Origin of the sequence: Amycolatopsis heterodermiae (assembly GCF_034929455.1) — a bacterium.
In the GTDB taxonomy this organism is placed as follows: Bacteria; Actinomycetota; Actinomycetes; order Mycobacteriales; family Pseudonocardiaceae; genus Amycolatopsis; species Amycolatopsis heterodermiae.
Map to the genome: position 1 here is coordinate 1,888,308 of NZ_JAYFSI010000001.1, position 23,657 is coordinate 1,911,964.

A 23,657-nucleotide genomic window follows, 5' to 3' on the forward strand; every position below is an offset into this window, starting at 1 on the left:
CGCGCGCTCAGGCCGTCTTGTCCCGCAATGCCCGGATCCGGGTCAGGAAGGCTTCGGCCCGGTCGCGGCCGTCGCTGACCTCTTTCAGGCGCTTCGAGACGATGGCGATCTTCTTGGCCCGCTCCTGGGCGCCCATCTTGATCGTCTTGTCGACTTCCTTGAGCTCGGCCTCGATCGCGTCGATGCGGCGGCCGAGTGCCTCGTCGAGGGCCATCGACAGCTGCTGCTCGGCCTCGATGAGCTGTTCGGCGACGAGCTGGTCGAGCGTCGAGCGGGCGTCCGCGATGGCTTCGACGAGCCACTGCTTCATGTGCTGCTTGTCGGCCGCGTGCTTGCGCGTGCGGGCCATCCACCAGCCGGCGCCGAGGCCGATGATGATCGTCGCCGGCAGCACGACCGGGTTGAGGATCGCGACACCGGCCAGCGGCAGCGCGGCCACCTTGCCCGCCCCGACGCCACCCGAGATGCCCATGAAGACGAGCAGTTTGTCCTCGGCCGTCGGCGGTTTCTTGTCCGGCGGGCGCAGCACCACCGGCGGGCCGCCGGCCCGCGCGAACTGCGCGCGGATGACGTCCAGCTCTTCCGGCGAGAACAGCTCGGACAGCGAGACGTTCGTGACGTGGTTGAGCCGCTGGGACAGCAGCATCGAGATCCGCTGCGACGTCGTCTGCAACGCGATGTCGACCTGCTGCGGCAGCGCGGCCAGCGCGTCCCGCTTCGCGCCGTCGATGAGCTGGCGGAAGTGCGTCTGGGCGTCCCGCATCTGGCGGCTGCTCTCGTGCAGCACCTCGACGCGGGTGCGCTGGACCTCGCCGCGCAGCTTCAGCTGCCAGCCGCGGGTGGACGTCCGGCGCTCGGCGGTGAGCTGGTCACGGCGTTCGCGCAGCTGCTCGGCCTCGGCTTCGCCCGCGGACAGCGCGCGGCTCTCGGCCTGCAGCTTCGCCTTGAGCCCGCCGAGCGCGGTGGACAGCGCGCGCAGCGTGTTGGCCTCGCCGAGCATCGCCGAGCGGCCGACCAGCAGTTCCTGCAACGCGGTCTGGATCGCGGCGACGCCGGACTTCTCCCGCAGCATCGCGGCCATCTGCTCGTTGGGCGCCTTGGACGCGGTCTCGAACATCCGCGCCGACACCGGGTGGAACACCGCGTCGGCGAAGCGGGGCGCGTGCTCGGCCAGCAGCCGCCGGTCGGCCTCGAGCACCTCACGCCAGCCGCGGAACATGTCCACCTTGGTCAGCGCGAACACCACGGTCTCGACGCGCTCGCCGACGTCACGCAGGAACTGCAGCTCGGTCGAGGTGAACGGCGCCGACGCGTCGACGACGAACAGCAGCGCCGTCGCGCCCGCGGCCGCCTCCTTGGCCAGCTCGCCGTGCATCGAGTCGAGTCCGCCGACGCCGGGGGTGTCGACCAGGGAAATGCGTTCGAGCAGCGGCACCGGCCCGGTGACCTCGACGTAGCGCGGCGGGATCTGGCCCGGCGGCAGCTCGTGCGCGGCCGACACCCAGTTGATCAGCTGGCCGAGGTCGATCGGCACCGGCGCCAGCTGGCCGGGGTAGCAGGCCTGCGCGCCCCAGGTCTCCGCGTGGTCGAACACGAGGTAGGTGGCGGTGGCGACGTCGGCGTCCACAGGGGACAGTCCCGGTCGCGCGAGCAGCGCGTTGACCAGGGAGCTCTTGCCGCGGTTCGTCTCGCCGACGACCACGACGGCGGGTTTCTTCGGCCGCGCCTTCCGGATGTCGTCGACCCACCGGGCGGCGTCCGGATCGGCGTCGCGGACGACCGTCAGCAGCTGGTCGCGGGCCGCCTGGACCTGCGCGGGCAGGCTCGGCGCGGTGGGTGCGCTCACGGTGTCTTCTTCGCGTAGACCATGACGATCGGGGCGCGCAGCAGGCGGTCGTGGTCGGCGAAACCGGTGACCTCGGTTTCCGCGACCACACCGTCCAGCGCCGGGTCCTCGGTCGGGACCGCGCCGCCGGCTTCGTGGCGGGCCGGGTCGAACCGCTCGCCGTCCGGCCGCAGAGCCTGGACGCCGATCGCGGCCAGCCCCTCTTCGAGTCGTTCGACAACACCGCCGCTGCGGGCGCGATCCAGTGCGTACAGGCACATCTGGATCAGCGCCTCGCGGTCGGCGAGTGCGCGCTCGAGGCCGACAGGCATCGTGGTGACCGGCTGCAAGGGGTGCACATCGGTGTCCGACGTGGGTTTGCCGCCGTCGGTTCCCCTCCCGGCGTCGGCTTCCTGGATGATCTGCGCCGGGATCTGGCCGGTGGGCGTCTCATCGGCATCCACCACGCCGTCCTTCCGAAACCACGCCACCCGCACCACCCCGTCCGGCTCGCAGAGATTCCACCAGTTTGGAGCACTCAAGCGCCATCCGGGGCCGAAACCGGGCGAAGGAACCGGATCAGGATCGTCCGGAGGATCGCCAGCTCGGCCGCGGTATCCACGTCCGGGTCGAAGGCCGCCCGGGTGATCAGCGCGTCGGCGAGGGCGGCGACCCAGCCGGCCGCGGCGTGCGACGGGACGCCGGGGTCGATCAGGCCGGCGTCGGCGGCCCGCTCGATCAGCACGGCCAGGCCGTCGGCCAGCGCGCGTTCGTTGCGCCGGATCAGCTCGGCGAACTCGTCGTCGCGCGCGGCCTGCGCGGCGGCCTCCAGCACCAGCCGGGCGATGGCGGGGTGGGCGACCTCGGCGGCCAGGTCCGTGACGACGTCGAGCAGCGCGGTCCACGGGTCGGCGGCGTCGGCGGCCGCGGCGAGCCGCTCGGCCGTGTCGCGGGCGTCGTCGGTGAAGATCGCCATGAACACCGCGCGCTTGTTCGGGAAGTAGTGGAAGAGGCTGCCGGAGCTGATGCCCGCGGCGCGGCAGAGGTCCGCGGTCGTCGTCCGCTCGAAGCCCTTCTCGGCGAAGCACCCGGCCGCGGCGTCGACGATCGCGCGGCGCTTGGCCGCGTACTTGGCGGGGTCGACGGTCCTCATCGCTCGACCGGCGGCTCGTCGCGCCAGGGGTACCCGTGCTCGGCGAACGCCCTGGCCAGCTCGGGGCCGCCGAGATCGGTCTTCTCGCGGGCGATCTCGCGGCCGTCGGCGGTGTGCAGGACGAGCTCCTTGCCGTCGAGGTAGACGGCGTCGAGCTCGGCCTCGATGCGGCGGGTCTTTTCGCCGCGGACCAGCGTGACGCGGTCCGGCGCCACCGTGACGACCAGCCGGTCGTGCGCCCAGATCACCGCGAACACGAACCCGAGCACCAGGCCGCCGGCGACGGCGGCGAGCGTCGCCCAGGGCTGCGGCAGCTTCGTGAGCACCTTGAACACACCCTGGAACGGGAAGGCGGGCAGGTCGGTGACCCACGCGGCGATGGCCCACACCCCGACCCCCAGGGCGCCGCCGACCAGCGGGCAGCCGATCCAGGACCCGGTGCGCAGCCACGGCGGCTCGTCGACGGTCGTCTCCATACCGCCCATTATCAGACCGCGCGCTCGGTTTATGAAAGCCGGGTCAGACCAGCTCGGTGATCACCTCGCGCAGCTTGGCCTCCAGCCCCGGGCCGTCTTCGGCGAGCCGGGAGGAGACCAGCAGCTGGTCGTCGGCCGTGCGCAGGCAGATCGAGCCGGCCACGGAGATCTCGATGACGGTCAGCCGGAACGGGTACGCGCGGCGCCCCTGCCGCACCTCGGCCTCGCGCACCAGCTGGCCGAGCCGTTCACCGGCGACGATCTGGCGCCGGTAGAAGCCGGGAGCCCACGGCGTTCCGCCCGCCGGGACGCCCGCGCCGCGCAGCGCCGGGCCGCGCGCGTTGGCGAAGTGCCGGGCGGCGGCCGGCGTGAAGTACTCGATCGCCTGCCGCATCGCCGAGTCGTGGGCGAGCGCGGGCCGGCCGTAGCGGTTGCGCGGGCTGCGTGGATCCGGGTCCTCGCGGCTGCGGAGGAACGCGAGCAGGTCGTTCCACCAGTCGGCCCACTGCGCCTGGACGGCGGTGCGGTCAACCTCCGGCGGGATGTGCACCGGAACCTGCGGCTCCACCGGCGGCAGGACCTGTCCTTCGGAAACGGACAGCGCCAGGGCGTCACGGATGAACAGCGCGACGTCGATCTCGGCCTCGCTGCTCCACCTCGCTCGCCAGGATGTCGTGTTCTCCAGCTGCACGTTTCCCACAGTACGCGGGAAACCCGCTCGCTCCGGGAAAGTCGGCAACCCGAAACAAGCCTCAGGCCGGTTGCTCGCGCAGCTGCTGCCAGATCAGGAAGTACGCGCGGTGCACGACGTGCGCGACGCGGCTCTGCGCGGGTGTCGCGCCGAAGGACGCGAAGGACCGCCACCAGCCCGCACGTTCCAGGGCGTGCGCGGCCAGTTCCGGCCGGTTCGCACCCGGTTTGCCGAGCTGGGCGCCGATGTCGGCGTTGCTGCCCACCCGCAGCACCTCTTCGGAGAGGTCCTCGGGCATGTCGACGGCGCCGGAGGCGACCAGCGTCAACGCTTCGAGCAGCCGCAGCTGGTGGGCCTCGGGCTTGGCGAGCAGCACCTCGATGGCGTCGTGGACGCGCTGGCGCTCGCCCGGGTCACCGGAGGCGTGGGCCAGCGCGGTGACCGACGCGAGCGCGGCGGCCGCCTTGATCCCGTCGGCACGGGCGGCGAACACGATCGACAGCCGGTGCCGCACGGCTTCCAGGCCGGACGCGTCCAGCAGGGAGCGCCGCAGCGCGCCCGCGGTGATCTCCGGTTCCTTGCGGACGGCGTCGACGGCGTGCGAGATGCCGAACAGGTCGAGCTTCTCCAGCAGCCGCAGCCGGGTGCCGGCCGGGACGTCGCACTCCCAGCTCGTGAAGATGTCTGCCGAGATCAGCATGGTCTGCAGGACGTCGTCGTCGAGCTCGGCCAGCTGCCGCAGCGCCTCGGCGTCGGCGGAGGTGAAGCCGCCCGACTCGGCGGACTCGGCGATCAGCCCGATCACCGGCAGCACATCGGCGACGCGCGGCTTGAGCGTCGAGGCCTGCTTCTCCGACAGGATCGTCGCGGCCTTCCAGATGTCGCCGTCCGAGCCGTCGACCGACTCGGGTGCGATGGTGTCCGCCTTGTTCAGCACGGCGATGGCGTTGACCGGGCCGGCCTCGCGGCTCGCGGTCGCGGCGGTGAAGGCGGCGAGGGCCTGCTGGTCGTCGGCGCGGACGCCCTGCGTGACGACGTAGAGGACGGCTTCGGCGCCGGCGACGGCGTTGCGCGAGGTGTCGTCGAGCTCGTCCGAGCCTTCTTCGTCCTTGCTCTGCTTCGCCGCGCCGAGGAGCAGCTCGGTGCGGGACACCGACGCGGCGTCGAGCGAGCCGAGGCCGGGGGTGTCGATCACCGTCATGCCCTGCAACACGGCGTTGGTCAGGTAGGCCTCGATGTGCGAGACCTTGGTGATGTCGACGCCGAGCTCGGCCGGGATCATCCCGTCCGAGGCGAACGGGAGCACCTGCTTGCGGCCGTCGGTGAAGACGATCTCGACGCGGTCGACCGTGCCGTACTGGAAGCGGGTCACCAGCCGGGTGCACTCACCGATGTCGGTCGGTGCGACCCGGCGCCCGATCAGCGCGTTGACCAGCGTCGACTTGCCCGACTTGATCCGCCCGGCGACGGCCACCTGAAGCGGCGCACCGAGCCGGCGCAGCACCTCGGCGAACCCGGCGGCGGTCCGCGCGGACACCTGCGACTGCAGGCGGTGGCACAGGTTGGCCACCGACATCGACAGCGGTCCCGCGAGCCGGTGCTGCTCGGGTGACGTCACGACCCCCAGTCCCTCCCCGGTCGAACGGACACGACCCGGTGAATCGTGCCATGTCCGTCATCCTCGGGTCGCACCGAAGGTGGTACCGGCGACCGACGCGCGGGCCCCGGACCGGGACCTAGTGTTGTGTGGTGCGACGGCTGAGTCTCTGGATGCGTGCCCACCCCATGGCGGGCGACTCGGTGCTCGCCGTCCTGCTCGGCCTGATCGACCTGTTGCTCTTCGCCGCCGACGGTTTCGCCGAGGTGCCCGAGCTGCCGCCCTGGTACGTCGGCGTGCCGGTGATCATCGCGATGGTGGCGCCGCTGGTCTTCCGGCGGAAGGCACCGCTCTGGTCGGCTTACGTCGTGCTGGTCATCAGCATCATCCACGCGACGCTGCTGCTCGGCATCGGCAGCGTGGCCGGGCTGGCGATGAGCATCTACTCCGTCGTCGTCTACGCCGGACGGCGGCAGGGGCTGGTCTACGTCGTCGCGGTGGTCGCCGCGTCGGCGGTGGAAATGCTGGTCGACACCCCGGGCGGCCTGCTGGTCTCGGTGCTGTTCCTGGCGTTCGGCATCGCACTCTGCTGGACGCTCGGCGAGTTCGTCGGGGCGCGCCGCGCCTACGACGTGGAAGTGGAGGCGAGGTTGCACCTGCTCGAAACGGAACGCGACCAGGCCACCCGGATCGCGGTGGCGGAGGAACGCGGCCGCATCGCGCGCGAGCTGCACGACGTCGTCGCACACGCGGTCAGCGTGATGGTGGTGCAGGCCGACGGCGCGTCGTACGCGATCCGCAGCAACCCCGAGCTCGCCCAGCGGGCCCTGCAAACGATTTCCGAGACCGGCCGCGGCGCGCTCGGCGAGCTGCGCGCGCTGCTCGACGTCCTGCGCAACGAACGCGCCGAGGGCGAGCCGCGCGTCCCGCAGCCGGACGCGCACGCGATCGCCGACCTCGCCGAGCGGATGCGCGCGGCGGGCGTGCCGGTGGAGCTGGAGGCCGACGAGCTCGGCGACCTGCCCGCCGGCGTTTCGCTCGGGGTGTACCGGATCGTGCAGGAGTCGCTGACCAACACGCTCAAGCACGCCGGGCGCGGCGCGACCGCGTCCGTGCGGGTGCACCGGACCGGCGACCTGGTCGAGGTCCTGGTCTCGGACGACGGCGCGGGCCGACTGCCCCAGCTGACCCCGGCCGGCGGCCGGCTGTCCGTCCCGGGCGGCAACGGGCTGATCGGGATGCGCGAGCGCGCGCACGTCTACGGCGGGACCCTCGAGGTCGGCCCGGCTCCGGGTGGTGGGTGGCAGGTCCGCGCGGCCCTGCCGGTTAGGTTGGCGCAGTGATCCGTGTGGTGGTCGTCGACGACCAGGAACTGATGCGTGTCGGGTTCCGGATGGTGCTGGGCGCGCAGGAGGACATCGACGTCGTCGGCGAGGCGGGCGACGGCGCCCAGGCCATCCGGATGGCCGAGGAGCTGCGCCCCGACGTCGTGCTGATGGACGTCCGGATGCCGGTGCTCGACGGGGTGGAGGCGACGAAGAAGATCGTCGCCGACGGCACCGCGCGGGTCCTCGTGATGACGACGTTCGACCTCGACGAGTACGTCTACGCGGCGTTGCAGGGCGGCGCGAGCGGGTTCCTGCTGAAGGACACCCAGCCCGGCCACCTGGTCTCGGCGCTGCGCGCGGTCGCTTCCGGCGACGCGGTGGTGTCGCCCTCGGTGACGCGCCGGCTGCTGGACCGCTTCGTCGGCGCGGGCGGCTCGCCGATGCGGGACACGGCCGAGCTGGACGTCCTCACCGACCGCGAGCGCGAGGTGCTCGTGCTGATCGCCAAGGGCATGTCGAACCTGGAGATCGCGGAGGCCCTGTTCCTCTCGGAGGCGACGGTGAAGACGCACGTCGGCCGGATCCTCGCGAAGCTGGACCTGCGAGACCGGGTGCAGGCGGTGGTGCTGGCCTACGAAACCGGCCTCGCCCGCCCCGGCCTCGCTTAGCGGTAGTCGTCGGGCGGGGTGGTGGCCGGGTCCTTGCCGGCGTGGCGGACTTCGGTGAGCCAGCGGCCGAAGTCCGGGCGGTCGCCGTCGGTGTCCGTGTAGTCGTACTCCTTCATCAGGGTCCAGGACGCCAGGGTTTGGCCGGCGAAGCGGGCGACGTCCGGGTCTTGGGCCAGGGCCGTGACGCCGCGGGCCAGCAGGTACGGCGTCTCGGAGATCTTGAAATCGACTGGGGCGAGCTTGCCGACCGCGTCGCGCCAGTTCTCCTCGGTGACCTCGAAGTGGTCCAGCATCGACTCCGAGCGCAGGAAGCCCGGGGTCACGGCCAGGCCGACGCAGTCGTTCTTCTTCAGCTCGACGCCCAGCGCGCGGCCGAGGGCGCGGATACCGCACTTGGCCAGGTAGTAGGGCAGGCCCGCGCCGACGTAGTCGTCGTTGTCGCCGTCGGTCACCTCCAGCACCAGGCCGCGGCGGGCGACCACCAGCGGCAGCAGCCGGTGCAGCGCGATGAGGTGCGTGTCGAGTGCGTTGTGCGTCAGCGTCAGCGCGTCCTCCAGCGGCGTCTCCCAGAACGGGGCGTCGAAGTGGAAGTACATGTCGCCGCCCCAGACGTCGTCGACCAGGATGTCGACTCCGTCCACTTCGGACTCGATACGCGCTTTCAGAGCGTCCACATCGGACACCGATGTGAAGTCGCAGCGCACCGCGACGGCCTGGCCGCCCGCCGCCTCGACCAGCTCCGCCGTGTCTTCGATCGTCTCCGGGCGCTTCATCGGTGACGCCGTTTCGCGCGTCGACCGGCCCGTGACGTACACCTTCGCCCCCGCACGGCCCAGTTCCACCGCGATCGCGCGGCCGCATCCCCTGGTCGCTCCCGTGACCACCGCGACCTTGCCCTGCAAGCTCATGAACCCTCCCGTCCCCGCCACGCGGTCAGCACCGCGTCGACGTCTTCGGCCAGCCGGTCGGCCAGCCGCCCCTCCGGCCGGATCGACCAGTCCAGCGACGCCCCGTTGAGCACCGCCACCAGGGCCCGCGCCGCGCGGGGCACACTCGGTGCGTGCGGCAGCTCGCTCGCCGCCACGGCGACCAGCCGGGCCAGCTCCGCTTCCACCGCCGCGTAGTGCTCGCCCAGCAGCGACCGCAGCACCGGGTCACCGATGTCCACGCCGAGCTGACCGAGGTGGTTGGCCGCCTCTTCGGCGTCGCCGAGCGACGCGTAGACCGTCACTGCCGCGGAACGCAGTCCCACGATCGGGTCATCCGAGGAGTCCGCGCACGCCCGCATCTGCTCGATCGCGTGGGCGGTCGCGCGCCGGCTCAGCGCCTGCAGCAACCCGGCCTTCGAGCCGAACCGCTGGCCGGCCGTGCCGACCGCCACGCCGGCCTCGGCGGCCACCTGGGCCAGGGTGAACCCCGGGCCGCAGCGGCCGATGACGGTCTCCGCGGCGGCCAGCAGCCGCTCGTCGGTGATGCTCCTCGGCCGGGCCACAGCATTATTGAACCATAGTTCATTAATGCTGTCACCCGGGGCCGGATCAGGGTCGGGTCAGGGTCTTCACCGATCGCGCATCGGCCGAAAAGCCAGGAAGGTACTACTCAGGTAGGGGGGACCGGTTCGGTCTACAGGGTGACGCGCGAACAGGCCTCCACCCGCGACGATGAGTGCGTCGTAAGCGAGGGGACAAGAGGAGCAAGCCATGATCGAGGCAACGGGCCTCACCAAACGGTACGGAAAGACGCTGGCGGTGAACAACCTGTCGTTCTCCGTGGCCGCGGGTCAGGTCACCGGCTTCCTCGGCCCCAACGGGGCGGGCAAGTCCACCACCATGCGCATGATCCTGGGCCTGGACAACCCCACCGGGGGCCAGGTCACCATCGGGGGCAAGAAGTACCACGACCTCAAGCAGCCGCTGCGCACCGTCGGGGCCCTCCTCGACGCGAAGTGGGTGCACCCCAACCGCTCGGCGCGCGCCCACCTGCAGTGGATGGCGAAGTCCAACAAGATCCCGAACTCCCGCGTCGACGAGGTGCTCGACACCGTCGGCCTGAGCAACGTCGCGAACAAGCGCGCCGGCGGGTTCTCGCTCGGCATGTCGCAGCGGCTCGGCATCGCCGCCGCCCTGCTGGGCGACCCCGAGGTGCTGCTGTTCGACGAGCCGGTGAACGGCCTCGACCCGGAGGGCATCCTCTGGATCCGGAAGTTCATGCACCGGCTGGCCGAGGAGGGCCGCACGGTCTTCGTGTCGAGCCACCTGCTCTCGGAGATGGCGCTGACCGCCAGCAACCTCGTGGTGATCGGCCGCGGGCAGCTGATCTCGCAGTCGTCGACCGAAGACTTCGTCTCCCGCGCCGCGGAGAACACGGTCAAGGTCCGCTCGCCGCAGCTGACCGAGCTGCGTGACGCCCTCCAGCGCGCGAGCGCCGGCGTCACCGGTGACGAGAAGGCCCTCATCGTGTCCGGGATGGACAGCGACAAGATCGGTGAGATCGCCGCCGAGCACCGGATCGTGCTGCACGAGCTGAGCCCGCAGACCGGCTCGCTCGAGCAGGCCTTCATGCAGATCACCGGCGACTCCGTCGAGTACCACACCGGTCTCGAAGCCGAGGCGCAGCACGTCCTCGAGTCAGCCAAGTAACCGCACACCACACGGGGAAACCACAGTCATGAACCTGCTCGCGGTCGAACGCATCAAGCTGTTCACCACCCGATCGCCGTGGTGGTGCGCGCTCATCACCATCGGCCTGTCCGTCGGCTTCGCCGCCATCCTGGCCGGCGCCACCGACGCCAACGACTCGCTGACCGTCTCGGCCACCCAGTTCGGTGGCTCGCAGTTCGGCATCGCCGTCGTCATGGTGCTCGCCGCGCTCGCGGTGACCACCGAATACCGCTTCAACACCATCCGCACCACGTTCCAGGCGGTGCCGCACCGCTCGCCGGCGCTGGTCGCCAAGGCCGTCGTCGTCGGCCTGATGTCGCTGGTCCTCGGCGAGATCGCCGGGTTCGGCTCGTGGGGCCTCGCGAAGCTGATGCGGCCGAACGACAACCTCGCGCTGGCCACCGGCCAGGACTGGGCGAACGTCGCCGGCCTCGGCCTGGTCTTCGCCTTCAGCGCGGTGCTCGCCGTCGCCGTCGGCATCCTGATCCGGCACAGCGCGGGCGCGATCGCCCTGCTGCTGATCTACACGCTGGCCGTCGAGAGCCTGGTGCAGCTGATCCCGAAGATCGGCGACAACATCCACCAGTGGATGCCGTTCAACGTGGTCAACAAGTTCCTCGTCGGCTCGGCGCCGGCGCAGAACGGCCCGCCGCCGTCGGACTCGCCGCTGAGCCCCGGCTGGGCCCTGGCGTACTTCGCCGGGATTTCGATCGTGTTCCTGCTCGTCGCGCTCGGGGTCGCGAAGAAGCGGGACGCCTGAGGGGAAACAGGGGAAAACGGGAAATCCGGGTCGCGCTGTCGGGGGGCGACCCGGATTTCTCGTTCTCGCTAGGCTCACCGGGATGGGACGGGTGGGCAGATGATCGAAGCGACGGCACTGACCAAGGCGTACGGCGACACGACCGCGGTGAACGAGCTGACCTTCACCGCGCGCTCCGGGCGCGTCACCGGCTTCCTGGGGCCGAACGGCGCCGGCAAGTCCACGACGATGCGGCTCGTCGTCGGCCTCGACACCCCGGACGCGGGCACCGTGCTCGTCGACGGCGTCCCGTACCGGGAGCTCGAAGATCCACTGAGGACGGTCGGCACGATGCTGGACGCCGCCTGGCGCCACCCCGGCCGCGGCGGGCGCGACCACCTGCGCTGGCTGGCCGCGACCAACGGCATCCCCGACAAGCGCGTCGACGAGGTGCTGGCGCTGGTCGGACTGACGAGCGTCGGGAAGACGCGGGCCGGGCGGTACTCGCTCGGCATGCTGCAGCGGCTGGGGATCGCCGCCGCGCTGCTCGGCGACCCGCGCGTGCTGCTGTTCGACGAGCCGGTGAACGGCCTCGACCCCGAGGGCATGGCCTGGATCCGGCAGCTGCTGCACTCGCTGGCCGCCGAGGGCCGGACCGTGTTCGTCTCGAGCCACCTGCTGCCGGAGATGGCGCAGACCGCGCAGGACCTGGTGGTGATCGGCCGGGGCCGGCTGATCTACCAGGGCACGATGGACGAGTTCGTGGCGCGCACGAGCCGCCACGGCGTGCGCGTGCGCACCCCGCACGCCGACGAGCTGCGCACCGCCCTCACCGGGCAGGTGGAGTTCACCGAGGAGGACGGGGCCTTCGTGGTGTCCGGAGTGGACAGTGACCGGATCGGGCAGCTCGCCTTCGACGCCGGCGCGACGCTGCACGAGCTGAGCCCGATCGCCGGCTCGCTCGAGCAGTCCTACCTCGACCTCACCCGCGAGGCCGTCGAGTTCGGTGCCGCTCCGGAGGTCGCGCGATGACGACGTCGAACCTGCTCCGGGCCGAGCGCATCAAGCTCTTCAGCACCCGGGCGCCGTGGTGGTGCCTGGCGCTCGCCTTCGTCGCGCCGCTCGGCTTCACCGCGTTGTTCTTCGCACTCGCCGGGCCGGAGATCCCGGCGACCGTCGGCAACACGCAACTTGCGAGCGGCAACGGCCGGACCGTGCTGCTCGTGCTCGCCGTGCTCGCGACCGCGTCGGAGTTCGGCTGGGGCACGATGCGGCTGACCTTCCAGGCGGTCCCGAGCCGGGTGCCCGCGCTGCTGGCGAAGGTGACGGTCCTCGGCGCGGTGGGTGCCGGGCTCGGCCTGGTCGTCGGCTTCGGCTCGTGGGGGATGGCGACGCTGGTGCAGTCGGACGCCGACCTCGCGCTGCACTCGGGCGCCGAGTGGCGCTCGGTGCTCGGCCAGAGCCTGGTCTTCCTGCTCACCGCGGTCGCCGGGGTCGGCGTCGCGCTGCTGCTGCGCAGCGTGGCGTTCGCGCTGACCGCGGTGCTCGTCTGGACGCAGCTGCTGGAGGGGCTGGTTGTGTTCATCCCGGGCGCCGGGAAGCACATCTACCAGTGGATGCCGTTCCACGCCGCCGACTCGTTCGTCGGTGCCGGCGGGCTGGCCGGCGCGCCGGTGCAGCTGCCGCCCGCGCCGCTGAGCCCGTGGGGCTACCTCGGTTACTTCGCGGCGATCAGCGTTGCCCTGTTCGTGGCCGGCGTGCTCGTCACGGCGAGGCGTGACGCCTGAGCGTGATCGCGGTCTCACTACTCCACAAAACTGTGTTAAGAGAAGATGAAAACGTTGTGGCTTCTCTCACAGGCGCCGGACATAATGTTATGACCAGGCAATATTCGTAAGAGAGCGAACCGGACCCGTCTGAGCTCCCCTGGAGGTGATCCTTGGCGGTGGACACCGGTCAAGAATTGGGCAGCACGATTCCCCGAGCCCGCGTCGAAGACGACGCACCACGGCTCGAACCCATGTTGGATCTTGAATGGTCGCGGGCCATCGAACTCCCGCAGAACGCCATGGCGGCGGCGACGCCGGCCGAACTTCGCCGTGCTTGGGTGCATCGCGCGCCCGAAGACAGCGTCCTGGCCCTGTTCCGCGCGTCGGCCGGGATGGCCGGGCCGATCCCCGCGCCCTGGTGGCTGCGCGCGGTCGCGGACGGCAGGCTCGATTCCCGGGAACAGGGTTTCCGCGTCGAGGACCGCATCGCGCAACTGCTCGGCCGGCGGCCGGGCTGGGAATTCGTCCCGTGGGCGGCGGACGGCGAATCGGGCTACTGGGAGTTCATGCCGTCCGAACGCGGGAAATCGGGACACGCGATTCCCACGACCGTGATGAACACCGACCGGCACGACGGCTGGATCGACGTCCTCCCGGCGCACACCGGGGCGACGCCGGACCCGATCCCGGTCGCCGGACTGGCCGGGCTGCGGTCCCGGCTCGGAGAGTTCGAAGCCGGTCGTTAACCTCGCTGAGTGGAAAACGAGGACAGTCGACGGCTGCGCAGCGTGGTCAGTTACGTCAAACGCGGTGGCCGGATGACCGTCGGGCAGCAGCGCGCGTGGGACGAACTCTGGCCGGACCTCGGCCGCACGGTCGGCGAGCTGCCCGACGGGAAGCTGGACTTCGGCGCGTGGTTCGGCCGCGAGGCGCCGGTGCTGGTCGAGATCGGCTCCGGCATGGGCGAGACGACGTCGCAGCTGGCCGCCGCGGCGCCGGAGCTGAACTACGTGGCGGTCGAGGTCTACGACCCGGGTCTCGGGCAGCTGATGCTGCGCGCCGAAAAGCTGGGCGTCGAGAACCTCCGGCTGCTGCACGGTGACGCCGTCGTGCTGCTCACCGAGCACGTCGAGCCCGGGACGCTGCACGGCGTCCGGCTGTTCTTCCCGGACCCGTGGCCGAAGAAGAAGCACCACAAGCGGCGGATCGTGTCGCCGTCGTTCGCCGCGCTCGTGGCGTCGCGGCTCGCGCCCGGCGGGACGTTCCACATGGCGACCGACTGGGAGAACTACGCCGAGCAGATGCTCGAGGTCTGCTCCGCCGAGCCGGCGTTGAAGAACCGGTACGACGGCTGGGCGCCGCGGCCGGAGTGGCGGCCGGTGACCAAGTTCGAGCAGCGCGCCGACGTCGACGGCCGCGTCTCGCACGACCTGATCTTCGAGAAGCGCCAGAAACGCTGAAGGGGACCTCTCCCCGGATCCCCGCGGAGAAAGGTCCCCTTCAGCTCACTACCCCCGGTGCTCGCCCCTCCCCCGACAGAGGGGCGAACGTCCTATTCCTCGGCCAGCGGCTCGGCCTGGACCCGCTTGAGGGCGGGCGTGCAGACCGACGCGCCGAGCAGGGCCACGCCGACCCCCAGCACCACCGGCGCCAGGAGCCACGGACTCACCACGATTCCGCGTGGGTCGACCATGCTGTAGAGCCCAACACCGACCAGTACCCCGACGATTCCCGCACCGATGGTGGCGACCAGCGCGGGCAGCGCGGCCTCCATCCGCAGCGCCCTCGCGAGCACCCGCACCGGCGTGCCGGCGGCCATCAGCGCCCCGAACGTCCGGCGGCGGTCCATCACCGAGCCCGCGGTCGCGACGGCGGCGCTGCAGCCGGCCAGGACCCCGGCCGCGATCAGCCCGATCACCGTGACCCGGCGCAGGTCGCCGAGCTCGGTCTGCTGGTTGAACAGGTACTGGTCGCGGCTGCCGATCTCCTCACCGGCGGCCGGGCCGGCCAGCGCCGTCCGGACGATCTCGCGGTTCGCGTCGGTGCTCGGCGCGACCACGGTGACGTACTTCGGCGCCAGGCCGTCCGGCAGCGCGGCCGGGTCGATGATCGACGTGCCGGACAGGTCGGAGTCCGGCAGGCGGACGGCTTCCGCCCGCGTCCCCGACTTGACGGCCACAGCCGGCCCTTCCCAGTTGTCGGCGATCTTGTACTGCGCCAGGTCGAGCGCCGAGTCGCCGAAGACGGCCGGCCCGCCCGTGCAGTTCTCCGCGGTGAGCCCGAACCGGGTCAGCTTGACCGCGTCCGCACAGCTCATGACCAGCGCGCGGTGGCCGGTGCGGTGCGAGCCGTCGCCCTGGACCAGGTAGACCTCGCCGACCGCGACGGCCTTCTCGGACTGGCCGTACTTCCGCAGCGAGGCGTTGGCCTGCTCGACGATCTTGCTCGCATGCTGCCCGTCGGTGTCGACGTAGAGCACGGAGTCCTGGAAGGACCGCCCGCCACCGGCCATCGACTCGAACGTCGGCAGCAGCGTCAGGGCCATCGACCCGGCGAACACCGCGAGCACGATCCCGGCGGACGCGCGGTAGGCGCTCTTCGGGTCGTCACGCAGACGGCGCCCGGCGAGCAGCGACGACGGCCGCCGCCAGATCCGGACGAACGTGCCGCCCACCGCCGACGTCACCCACGGCCCGACGATCGCGGCCGAGCCGACCAGCAGGAACAGCCCCACCATGACCATGCCGATGCCGCCGGAGTCGCCCGAGGTCGACACCGCGTAGAGGAAGAACAGGCCGGCCGCGGGGAGCGCGAGCAGGCGCCACCAGCGCAACGGCTTCTTCGTGTGACCGCCGGTGGCGAACAGCGGGTTCTTCAGCACCCGCCGCAGGCCGAGGACACCGGCCAGGACCACGAGCACCGGGATCGCCACGACGATGAACACCGTCAGGCCGACCGGCAGCGTGAAGTCGGCCGCCTGCCAGGTGCCGCCGGCCCAGGGCACGAACGACGCGAGGCCGTGCAGTGCCGGGCTGAGCAGCAGGCCGAGCAGGGCGCCGATGCCCGCGGACAGCGTCGTCTCGGCGGCCACCATGTTCGTGACCTGCCCCGGTGTCGCGCCGGCCAGCCGGAGCGCGGCCAGCCGCCGCTCGCGCCGGGCCGCCGTCAGCCGCGCCGACGACGCGACCAGCACCAGGCTCGGCACCAGCAGCACGACGATCCCGACCCAGGACAGCAGCACCAGCAGAGCGTCCGCGCTGGCTCGCCCGCTCGGGAAGCCCGCGATCGCCGACGACGACTCCGGCATCGCGTCCGGGGTGTGCCCGCTCAGCGCGACGAGCTGCTCCGGGAAGCGCAGGGCGTCGTCGCCGAGCGCGCCGACGGGCTTGCCGAACCGGTCGCCGAGCTGCGCGGCGGGATTGCCCTGCAGCAGGCGGCCGAGCGCGGGCGAAACGACGGTCTCGCCGGGTCCGGGCAGCTGCGGCACCCCCGCCGGCAGCCGGACGTCGGCGGCGGTGGCGCCGGGCGCCAGCGCGACGTCGACCCGCATGATCTGCTTGCCGTCGAAGTAGTCCTTCGACTCGGCGAACACCAGCTTGGCCGGGGTGTCGGCGCCGCGGCTGTAGAAGTGTTCCCCCTGCCAGATGGCGCGCTGCTCGCGGTTCTGCGTGGCGAACGGCAGCGTCGCCAGCAGCAGCACCAGCCCGGTCGCGACGGCCACCCCGACCGCGGTGAGGATCGCCGACGTCCGGGTCCGCCGGTCGACCTTCAGCACCCGCAGGGCGATCTGGAGCGAGTTCATGCCGCGAGCCTCGTGGCGATCAGGCCGTCGCGGATGGCGACGGTCTTCGGCATCGACTCGGCCAGTTCGCGGTCGTGCGTCACGACGATCACCGCGGCGCCCGTCTCGTGGGCGGCGCCGAGCAGGGCGTCCATCGTGTCGCGGCCGGTGCGGGTGTCGAGCGCGCCGGTCGGCTCGTCGGCGAAGATCACCTTCGGCCGGTGGGTCAGCGCCCGGGCGATCGCGACGCGCTGGGCCTCGCCGCCGGAGAGCTCACCGGGACGGCGGCGCTCCTTGCCGGCCAGGCCGAGGCGCGAAAGCCACTGGCGCCCGGCGTCGATGGCTTCCTTGCGGCCGAGGCCGGCCAGCAGCGACGGCAGCGCGACGTTCTCCTCCGCCGACAGCTCGGCGACGAGCATCCCGGACTGGAAGACGAAACCGAACTCGGTGCGGCGCAGCTCGCTGCGCTTCTTCTCGCCGAGGTGGTCGATCCGCTGCCCAGCCAGGAAGATCTGCCCGTCGTCGGCGCGGAGGATGCCGGCCAGCACGTGCAGCAGCGACGTCTTGCCCGAGCCGGACGGCCCGACGATGGCGACGGCGTCACGCGGCTGGATGTCGATGTCGATGCCGGCCAGGGCGTACTGCGCGCCGTAGCGCTTCACGAGCCCACGGCCGGACAGCACCGGCCCATCGGTCCACTGTGGAGTGTTCGGGTCCACGAGGTTCTCCCCTGTCGGTCGGGATCTTGATGCCGATGAGCTTCGCCGAGGGCAGGGGGTGTCCACTTCGGGCAGACGGCCAGTCACGGGGCCACCCGCATCGGCCGATCGGCCGAGGGAGCGCGAGCCACTCGGCCAAGGTGCGGACGCCCGCGGATCCTCTAACGTCACGTTGTGCCCGCCGCGTCTCCACCGAACACGCTCTACACCCGCACCGCCGCCCTGGTGCGGCGCATCGGCGTGCCCGCGGCCGTGCTGTTCGCCGCGCTGCTGTTCGACCTCGTTTACACGACGCAGGCCGCGCTCGACGACGCCGGTCCGCGCTTCGTCGACTTCGGGCTGCTACCCGGCATGTTCGCGATGGTGGCCTGCGCCCTCTGGGCCCAGAAGCGGGCCGCCGTCGCCGGTGCGGCCGGTGCCGCCGTGCTGGTGTTCTCCACCCTCTTCATCCACGCGTTCCACATCCCGCCGTACTCGAGCGTGCTGCCGAAGGTGACGATCACCGAGATCGTGGCGGGGGAGCTGATGCTCTACTACGTGACCCGCCGGGCGCGGGCGGGCGTGGCGTTCTGCGTGGTCAGCGCCCTGGTCGTGGGGTGCCTCGTCGCCGTCTTCGGCCGCTACCGGGGCGTCGGCGACCTGGACGGCGGATCGCTCTACCAGGCCCTGCTGTTCGGCGTGCTGCTGCTCGCCGGGGCGGTGGTGCCCGCCATCGCGATCCGCGACCGCGGCCCGAAGGCCGATCCGCGGACGCGCAAGCTGCGCCGGGTCAACGAGCTGGCGATGGGGCAGTGGCCGCTGATCGGGCTGCTCGGGTTCGCGCTCATCTTCGAGTTCGGCTACACGTACTCGAGCACCGCCCGCGGCTTCCCGATCCTGTTCTTCTCGCTCGTCGCGTCCGTCATCGCGGTGCTGTCGCCGCGGCGGCCCGCGGACGCGGTCCTCGCCCTCGCCGGGGTCCTGCTGCTCTCCGCGGTCATCACGCCGTTGCTGCAGCTGCGCAGCTCCTACCCGATGCCCGGCGGGGTGCCGTTCGTGCAGGTCATCGCCGGGATGGGCGTGGTGGTGAACCTGACCCGCGCCCGGGGGTTGAGCGCCTCGTGGCCACGGGTGGCCGTGCTGTCGGCCGTCGTCGCGCTCGGGGCGATCGTCAACTCGAACCAGCCCGCCGGCAACCTGCAGACCGACCCGCAAACGCTTTCGATACTGGCCTTCGCCGCGGCACTGATGCTGGGCATCTCGATCGCCGTCGGCCTGATGCTGCGGTCGCGGGACTCCGAGCGCACGACGGTCGTCCAGTCCGCGGTGTCCGAGGCGCAGACCGCCGAACGGATGGCGCTGGCCCGCGAGCTGCACGACATCGTCGCCCACCACGTGACCGGGATCGTGGTGCAGGCGCAGGCCGCGCGGATGATGGCCGAGCGGGACCCGCAGATCGCGGTCGAGGCGATGGGCCGGATCGAGAACGCCGGCGTCGAGGCCCTCGCGGCGATGCGGCGGCTGGTCCGCTCGATGCGCGGTGACGCGCCCGCCGGGTCGAGCGAGTTCAGCGAGCAGGCCACCACGGATCTCGGCGCCGACCTGCGGAAGCTGGTCGACGGCGCCAACCACGGCGTACCGACGTCCATGCACCTCGACCTGCCGCCGGACCTGCCGCACGAGGTCGGCCGCTCGGCGCTGCGGCTGGTGCAGGAGTCGCTGACGAACGTCGGCAAGCACGCCTCGGGCGCGACCGACGCGTTCGTGCTCGCCGAGGTGAGCGGCCCCGAACTGCACCTGCGGGTGACCGACAACGGGCGCGAGCGCACGCAGCGGCCCGCCGGGGGATCGGGCGGTTACGGTCTGGTCGGCATGCGTGAACGCGTCGCGCTGCTGAAGGGCCGGCTCTCGGCCGGGCGCGGCCCGGACGGCGGCTGGCGCGTCGAAGCTTGGCTGCCGCTGGCGGCCACGGAAGAAGCGGAAGGGGACGAGTGATCCGGGTACTGATCGCCGACGACCAGGAGATGGTGCGGATGGGGTTCCGCATGATCCTGGACGCGCAGGACGACATCGAGGTCGTCGCCGACGTCGCGGACGGCGTCTCGGCGGTCGCGAAGGCCCGCGAACTGCGCCCGGACGTCTGCCTGCTCGACATCCGCATGCCCGGCCTCGACGGCCTCGAGGTCACCCGGCAGCTGGCCGGCCCGGACGTCACCGACCCGCTGAAGGTGGTGGTGGTCACCACCTTCGACCTCGACGAGTACGTGCACACGGCGTTGCGCAACGGCGCGTCCGGCTTCCTGCTGAAGGACGCCGGACCAGCGTTGCTGATCGAAGCGGTCCGCGCGGCCGACCGCGGCGACGCGCTGGTGTCGCCGCAGATCACCGTCCGGCTGCTCAAGCACTTCGACGGCAGCGGCCCGGCAAAACCACAGGTCAAACCGCCTTCCGAGCCGCTGACCGCACGCGAGATGGACGTCGTGAAGGCGGCCGCGCGCGGGCTGACGAACACCGAGATCGGGTCCGAGCTCTACCTGTCGCTCTCGACGGTGAAAACGCACCTCGCGTCGGTGCAGGGCAAGATCGGCGCCCGCAACCGCGTCGAAATCGCGGCCTGGGCGTGGCGGAGTGGAGTCGTCTCGTAATTCCGGGTGCGTAGTATCCCGACATGCAACGCCGTTTCCACGCTCCTGTCGTTCTCCCCGCCGACCCGTCCTGTTCACTCCTGCGCGACGCGGTCGTCGATGTCGACACCGATGGGCGAATTTCGTACTGCGGACCGGCGGCCACCGCCCCCGAGTCCACTGCTCCGGTCACCACCCTGACCGGCATCCTGCTGCCCGGCCTGATCAACACGCACGCGCACAGCCCGATGACGCTGCTGCGCGGCATGGGCGGCGACCTGCCGCTGCTGCCGTGGCTCAACGAGATCATCTGGCCCGCCGAAGCGAAGCTGCGGCCCGAGGACGTCCGCACCGGCATGCTGCTGGGCTCGGTCGAGATGCTGCGCCACGGCGTCACGACCAGCGCGGAGATGTACTTCGAAGGCGAGCAGCTGGTCGACGCGGTCCTCACGACGGGCGGCCGCGTGCTGGTCGCGCCGCCGGTGATGGAGCTGCCGGGCCTCGACTGGCGCGCGCAGCTGGCCGCGATCGAGCGCTGGATCGACACGGACGGCCTGCGCTTCGGCCACGGCGACCGCGTCGAGCTCGGCTACGGCCCGCACTCGGCGTACATGCTGTCCGAAGCGGGCCTGCGCGCGACGGCCGAGTCGGCGGCTTCGCGGGGTGCACTGATCCAGATCCACGTGGCCGAGGCGGCCGCGGAGGACACCGACGTTCGTTCGTCGCACGGTTCGGTGCCCGCGCTGCTGGCCGAGCTCGGCATGCTCGACGGCCGGGTGCTCGCCGCGCACGCGATCCACCTGTCGGATTCCGACATCGCGCTGTTCGCCGCCCACGGTGTGGGCGTCGGGCACTGCCCGGGCTCGAACGCGAAGCTGGCTTCGGGCATCGCGCGGATCGCCGAGCTGCGCGCGGCCGGCGTCGCGGTCGGCCTCGGCACCGACGGCCCGGCGTCCAACGACGACATCGACCTCTGGGAAGAGCTGCAGCTCTCGGCGATGGTCGCCCGCCTCTCCACGGGCGACTCGACGGTACTGACCGCGGCGGACGCCTTCCTGCTGGCCACCCGAGGCGGCGCGGCCGCGCTGGGCCGCTCGGACATCGGTGCGTTGGAGCCGGGCCGCTGGGCGGATCTGGTGCACGTGGATCTGGACGACCCGGCGTTCGCGTGCGGTTTGGACGTCCCGGACGTCCAGCTGCTGTCGAACCTGGTCTGGGCCGCGGGTTCCCGGCGGGTCCGGGACGTGTGGGTCGCGGGCGAGCAGGTGGTCGCGGACGGCGAGTCGGTCAAGGTGGACCGGGCGAAGGTCCAGGCCGGGGTGGCGGAGACCGCGGCCCGGCTGCGGGCTTAACGGGGCTTCAGCATCAGCTCGGTCAGGTGGGCGTCCGGGGTGGCTGACACCGCCGTCACCACCGCGGTGGCCACCGAGTCCGCCTTCAGCAGGTGGGTCGTGTCGTACTCGCGGCCTTCGCCCTTGAAGATCGTCTGCTGCATCTCCGTGTCCGTGCGGCCCGGGTAGATCGACGTCACGCGGATGGCCGGTTCCTCCTCGCGGAGGGCGTCGGCGAAGGCTCGGACGGCGAACTTGCTCGCCGCGTACGGGGACCAGCCGGGGCGGGCGTTCAGGCCCGCGCCTGAGTTGATCACCACGACGTGGCCGTGGGCCGTGCGCAGGGCCGGGAGCAGGAGGCGGGTCAGCTCGACCACCGCGAGGGTGTTGACCTCGAAGTTCTCCCGCCAGGCTGCGGCCGAAGCCTCCTCGATCCGGCCGAGGCGGGCCACGCCGGCCGAGTGGACCAGGACGTCCAGGGACGCGATGTCCGCGGCGGCGCGTTCGAGGGAGGCCGGGTCGGTCAGGTCCACCGGCCACGGCTGCGCGCCCGGCAGTTCCTTCGCCAGTGCGGCCAGCGCGTCCGCGTCGCGGCCGCCGAGGAGCAGGCGGTGCGTCGGGGCGAGCTGGTGGGCGACCGCCGCGCCGATTCCGCGCGAAGCACCGGTGACGAGGGCGAGGGGGAGATCCGTCATGCCCCCACCGTAACGGCGAACCCGGCGTCCACCGTGCGGTCGTCGCGCTGGCCCGGCCCGAGCGTGGTCGAAGCGCAGCCTGACGGGTCCACGTCCGAGTCGCGGGCGTCGTCACCGGCGTCCTTCTTGGTCGGCTTGCGGCCGTCCGCGGTGAAGCAGACCTGGTAGCTGCCGTCTTCGAGGCCGGTGAAGGCGTACGCGCCGTCCGGGCCGGTGACGACGCTCGGACCGTTGTTCAGCGTCACCTTCACCCCGGCGAGGCCCGGCTCGCCCGCGTCCTGCAGGCCGTTGCCGTCGGTGTCGGTCCAGGCGAAGTCGCCGATCCGGTTGGTCGGCGGGGCGAGGCCGAGGTCCACCGTGAAGTCCTCGCGGTTCGAGCCGCCGAGGGTGCGCGGTGCGGTGCAGCCGTCCGGGTCCGCGTCGGAGTCCTTGTCGTCGGCGCCGGCGTCCTTGCGCGTCACCGTGAAGTCCGCCGGAACGGCGAAACAGAGCTGGTAGGTGCCGTCCTTCAGCTTCTCGAAGCCGTACTTGCCGCTCGCGTCCGTCGTCGCGGTGCCGACCGTGCCGCCCGCGCCGTCCTTCAGCGTCACCTTGACGTCCGCGACGCCGGGCTCACCCGGGTCCTGCAGCCCGTCGCGGTTGCGGTCGGCCCAGACGAAGTCGCCGATCTTGGCGATCGCGGGCGGCGGGACGACGGTGATCGTCGCGGACGACGTCTTGTCGCCCAGCGTGCCGCCCGCGTAGTGGACGCCGGTGACCTTCGCCGTGTCGACGTGCCCGGTGTCGGCCACCGTGAGGTTCGGGTGGTCGCAGGTCAGCTGCTTGCTCGCGGCCGCGGCCAGCGTGAACGGCGCGAACGGCGCGGCGCACCACGGGTCCTGGACGGTGATCCCGGTCAGGTCCTGCGTGCCCTCGTTCGTCACGGTGACGCGGTAGTGCGCGGTCTCGCCCGCCGTGACCGTCGCGAACGGGCCCCACGCGCCGGTCGCCGGGTTCTGCACTTCCTCCTTCACCGAGTACGCCGCGAGCTGCAGGCCGACGCAGTCCCAGCGGAGCCGCTCCGCGGCGGTCGTGGCGAAGAACTTGACCGTGGTCGCCTTCGCCGGGGCCGTCGCCGCGGGGAAGTCCTGCTTGACCAGGTGCCCGTCGGCCACGTTGTGGTCGGCGACCAGCTTGGTCTCCTGCACCTGGGCGCCGTTCGCGTCGTAGAACCGCAGGCCGGTGGCCGGATTCCCACTCGGCAGCGCGGAGCCGGTGGACACGCTGAGCGTGTAAACGCCGCCGGGCACGAACTTCTCGGTCTGGTAGGCGGTGCTGGTCTTGCCGTCCGGGGTCTGGATCACGGCGGAGCGCTGCCCGTCGACGGCGTACGCCTGCTCGGTCAGCAGCTTCGGCTGCTTCGCCGGCGGCGTGCCGGGTGGCACCGGCGCGGCCGGGGTGAAGACGTACCCGTCCGGCGCGCCGTTCGCCGCCGCCTGCTCGACGCTCGGGTTCGCCGCGACGCCGCCGCAAGCCGGAGGCGGATCTGCGGCGGCCGCACCGGGCACCACCACCCCGGATGCCGCCACCACCGCCACTGCCATCGCGCGCGCCGAAGTGATCACCCCCCGACTATGGCGCGC

General features: G+C 71.8%; 23 protein-coding genes. 11 read left to right on the forward strand and 12 right to left on the reverse strand.

Going from position 1 to position 23,657, the window contains the following annotated elements; translation table 11 throughout:
• Nucleotides 1-7 precede the first annotated feature (7 nt).
• The 6 genes from VA596_RS09305 to VA596_RS09330 all read right to left on the reverse strand — a co-directional run bounded on the left by VA596_RS09305 (nucleotide 8) and on the right by VA596_RS09330 (nucleotide 5,721).
• Nucleotides 8-1,846, reverse strand: a complete 1,839-nt coding sequence (locus VA596_RS09305; RefSeq protein ID WP_323325064.1) for a dynamin family protein — start codon at nucleotides 1,844-1,846, stop codon at nucleotides 8-10.
• A complete protein-coding gene (locus VA596_RS09310) occupies nucleotides 1,843-2,316 on the reverse strand; it encodes a nucleotide exchange factor GrpE (protein ID WP_410171853.1) in 474 nt (157 codons plus the stop codon). Before VA596_RS09310 ends, VA596_RS09305 begins: the two co-directional genes overlap by 4 nt.
• Before the next feature lie 47 nt (nucleotides 2,317-2,363).
• Nucleotides 2,364-2,978 carry a TetR/AcrR family transcriptional regulator gene (locus VA596_RS09315; RefSeq protein WP_323325066.1) on the reverse strand — a complete coding sequence of 205 codons (615 nt, stop codon included), beginning with the start codon at nucleotides 2,976-2,978 and terminating at the stop codon, nucleotides 2,364-2,366.
• Entirely contained in the window at nucleotides 2,975-3,454 is a 480-nt protein-coding gene (locus VA596_RS09320; protein WP_323325068.1) for a YqeB family protein, read from the reverse strand. The genes VA596_RS09315 and VA596_RS09320 overlap by 4 nt, the downstream gene beginning before the upstream one ends.
• Nucleotides 3,455-3,497: 43 nt before the next feature.
• Complete coding sequence (locus VA596_RS09325) at nucleotides 3,498-4,145, reverse strand: hypothetical protein (protein ID WP_323325070.1); 648 nt, start codon at nucleotides 4,143-4,145, stop codon at nucleotides 3,498-3,500.
• A gap of 61 nt (nucleotides 4,146-4,206) precedes the next feature.
• Entirely contained in the window at nucleotides 4,207-5,721 is a 1,515-nt protein-coding gene (locus VA596_RS09330) for a dynamin family protein (protein ID WP_323325747.1), read from the reverse strand.
• 194 nt (nucleotides 5,722-5,915) lie between these two features.
• Between VA596_RS09330 and VA596_RS09335 the strand changes: the two genes are divergently transcribed.
• Nucleotides 5,916-7,085 carry a sensor histidine kinase gene (locus VA596_RS09335; protein WP_458364007.1) on the forward strand — a complete coding sequence of 390 codons (1,170 nt, stop codon included), beginning with the start codon at nucleotides 5,916-5,918 and terminating at the stop codon, nucleotides 7,083-7,085.
• Nucleotides 7,082-7,738 (forward strand): response regulator transcription factor, encoded by a 657-nt coding sequence (locus VA596_RS09340; protein WP_323325072.1) that lies wholly within the window; start codon nucleotides 7,082-7,084, stop codon nucleotides 7,736-7,738. The genes VA596_RS09335 and VA596_RS09340 overlap by 4 nt, the downstream gene beginning before the upstream one ends.
• Here VA596_RS09340 and VA596_RS09345 read toward each other — a convergent pair.
• Together VA596_RS09345 and VA596_RS09350 are read right to left on the reverse strand one after the other, a co-directional pair.
• A complete protein-coding gene (locus tag VA596_RS09345) occupies nucleotides 7,735-8,646 on the reverse strand; it encodes an SDR family NAD(P)-dependent oxidoreductase (protein ID WP_323325074.1) in 912 nt (303 codons plus the stop codon). The genes VA596_RS09340 and VA596_RS09345 overlap by 4 nt on opposite strands.
• Nucleotides 8,643-9,230 carry a TetR/AcrR family transcriptional regulator gene (locus tag VA596_RS09350; RefSeq protein WP_323325076.1) on the reverse strand — a complete coding sequence of 196 codons (588 nt, stop codon included), beginning with the start codon at nucleotides 9,228-9,230 and terminating at the stop codon, nucleotides 8,643-8,645. Before VA596_RS09350 ends, VA596_RS09345 begins: the two co-directional genes overlap by 4 nt.
• Nucleotides 9,231-9,438: 208 nt before the next feature.
• On the opposite strand from VA596_RS09350, the gene VA596_RS09355 reads away from it, so the two are divergent.
• The 6 genes from VA596_RS09355 (at nucleotide 9,439) to trmB (ending at nucleotide 14,366) form a co-directional block, all read left to right on the forward strand.
• Nucleotides 9,439-10,377 (forward strand): ABC transporter ATP-binding protein, encoded by a 939-nt coding sequence (locus VA596_RS09355; protein ID WP_323325078.1) that lies wholly within the window; start codon nucleotides 9,439-9,441, stop codon nucleotides 10,375-10,377.
• Between the two features lie 28 nt (nucleotides 10,378-10,405).
• Nucleotides 10,406-11,158 carry an ABC transporter permease gene (locus VA596_RS09360; protein ID WP_323325080.1) on the forward strand — a complete coding sequence of 251 codons (753 nt, stop codon included), beginning with the start codon at nucleotides 10,406-10,408 and terminating at the stop codon, nucleotides 11,156-11,158.
• Nucleotides 11,159-11,257: 99 nt separating this feature from the next.
• A complete protein-coding gene (locus VA596_RS09365) occupies nucleotides 11,258-12,169 on the forward strand; it encodes an ABC transporter ATP-binding protein (protein ID WP_323325082.1) in 912 nt (303 codons plus the stop codon).
• Entirely contained in the window at nucleotides 12,166-12,924 is a 759-nt protein-coding gene (locus VA596_RS09370) for a hypothetical protein (protein WP_323325084.1), read from the forward strand. Before VA596_RS09365 ends, VA596_RS09370 begins: the two co-directional genes overlap by 4 nt.
• A gap of 176 nt (nucleotides 12,925-13,100) precedes the next feature.
• Nucleotides 13,101-13,652 (forward strand): hypothetical protein, encoded by a 552-nt coding sequence (locus VA596_RS09375; RefSeq protein ID WP_323325752.1) that lies wholly within the window; start codon nucleotides 13,101-13,103, stop codon nucleotides 13,650-13,652.
• Between the two features lie 72 nt (nucleotides 13,653-13,724).
• Nucleotides 13,725-14,366: a tRNA (guanosine(46)-N7)-methyltransferase TrmB gene (gene trmB, locus VA596_RS09380; RefSeq protein WP_458364008.1), complete on the forward strand. Its 642-nt coding sequence runs from the start codon at nucleotides 13,725-13,727 to the stop codon at nucleotides 14,364-14,366.
• A gap of 92 nt (nucleotides 14,367-14,458) precedes the next feature.
• Here the strand turns inward: trmB and VA596_RS09385 are convergent, their stop codons facing one another.
• Nucleotides 14,459-16,708 (reverse strand): FtsX-like permease family protein, encoded by a 2,250-nt coding sequence (locus VA596_RS09385; protein WP_323325088.1) that lies wholly within the window; start codon nucleotides 16,706-16,708, stop codon nucleotides 14,459-14,461.
• Nucleotides 16,705-17,406, reverse strand: a complete 702-nt coding sequence (locus VA596_RS09390) for an ABC transporter ATP-binding protein (protein ID WP_247059524.1) — start codon at nucleotides 17,404-17,406, stop codon at nucleotides 16,705-16,707. The genes VA596_RS09385 and VA596_RS09390 overlap by 4 nt, the downstream gene beginning before the upstream one ends.
• A gap of 174 nt (nucleotides 17,407-17,580) precedes the next feature.
• Between VA596_RS09390 and VA596_RS09395 the strand changes: the two genes are divergently transcribed.
• The 3 genes from VA596_RS09395 to VA596_RS09405 are packed head-to-tail and all read left to right on the forward strand — an operon-like array spanning nucleotide 17,581 to nucleotide 21,361.
• Nucleotides 17,581-19,380, forward strand: a complete 1,800-nt coding sequence (locus VA596_RS09395; protein WP_323325090.1) for a sensor histidine kinase — start codon at nucleotides 17,581-17,583, stop codon at nucleotides 19,378-19,380.
• Nucleotides 19,377-20,030, forward strand: a complete 654-nt coding sequence (locus tag VA596_RS09400; RefSeq protein WP_323325092.1) for a response regulator transcription factor — start codon at nucleotides 19,377-19,379, stop codon at nucleotides 20,028-20,030. The genes VA596_RS09395 and VA596_RS09400 overlap by 4 nt, the downstream gene beginning before the upstream one ends.
• A gap of 23 nt (nucleotides 20,031-20,053) precedes the next feature.
• Nucleotides 20,054-21,361: an amidohydrolase family protein gene (locus tag VA596_RS09405; protein ID WP_323325094.1), complete on the forward strand. Its 1,308-nt coding sequence runs from the start codon at nucleotides 20,054-20,056 to the stop codon at nucleotides 21,359-21,361.
• Here the strand turns inward: VA596_RS09405 and VA596_RS09410 are convergent.
• A complete protein-coding gene (locus VA596_RS09410; RefSeq protein ID WP_323325096.1) occupies nucleotides 21,358-22,035 on the reverse strand; it encodes an SDR family oxidoreductase in 678 nt (225 codons plus the stop codon). The two genes, VA596_RS09405 and VA596_RS09410, sit on opposite strands and share 4 nt — an antisense overlap.
• Nucleotides 22,032-23,639 (reverse strand): DUF7850 domain-containing protein, encoded by a 1,608-nt coding sequence (locus VA596_RS09415; protein ID WP_323325098.1) that lies wholly within the window; start codon nucleotides 23,637-23,639, stop codon nucleotides 22,032-22,034. The genes VA596_RS09410 and VA596_RS09415 overlap by 4 nt, the downstream gene beginning before the upstream one ends.
• Nucleotides 23,640-23,657: the final 18 nt, after the last annotated feature.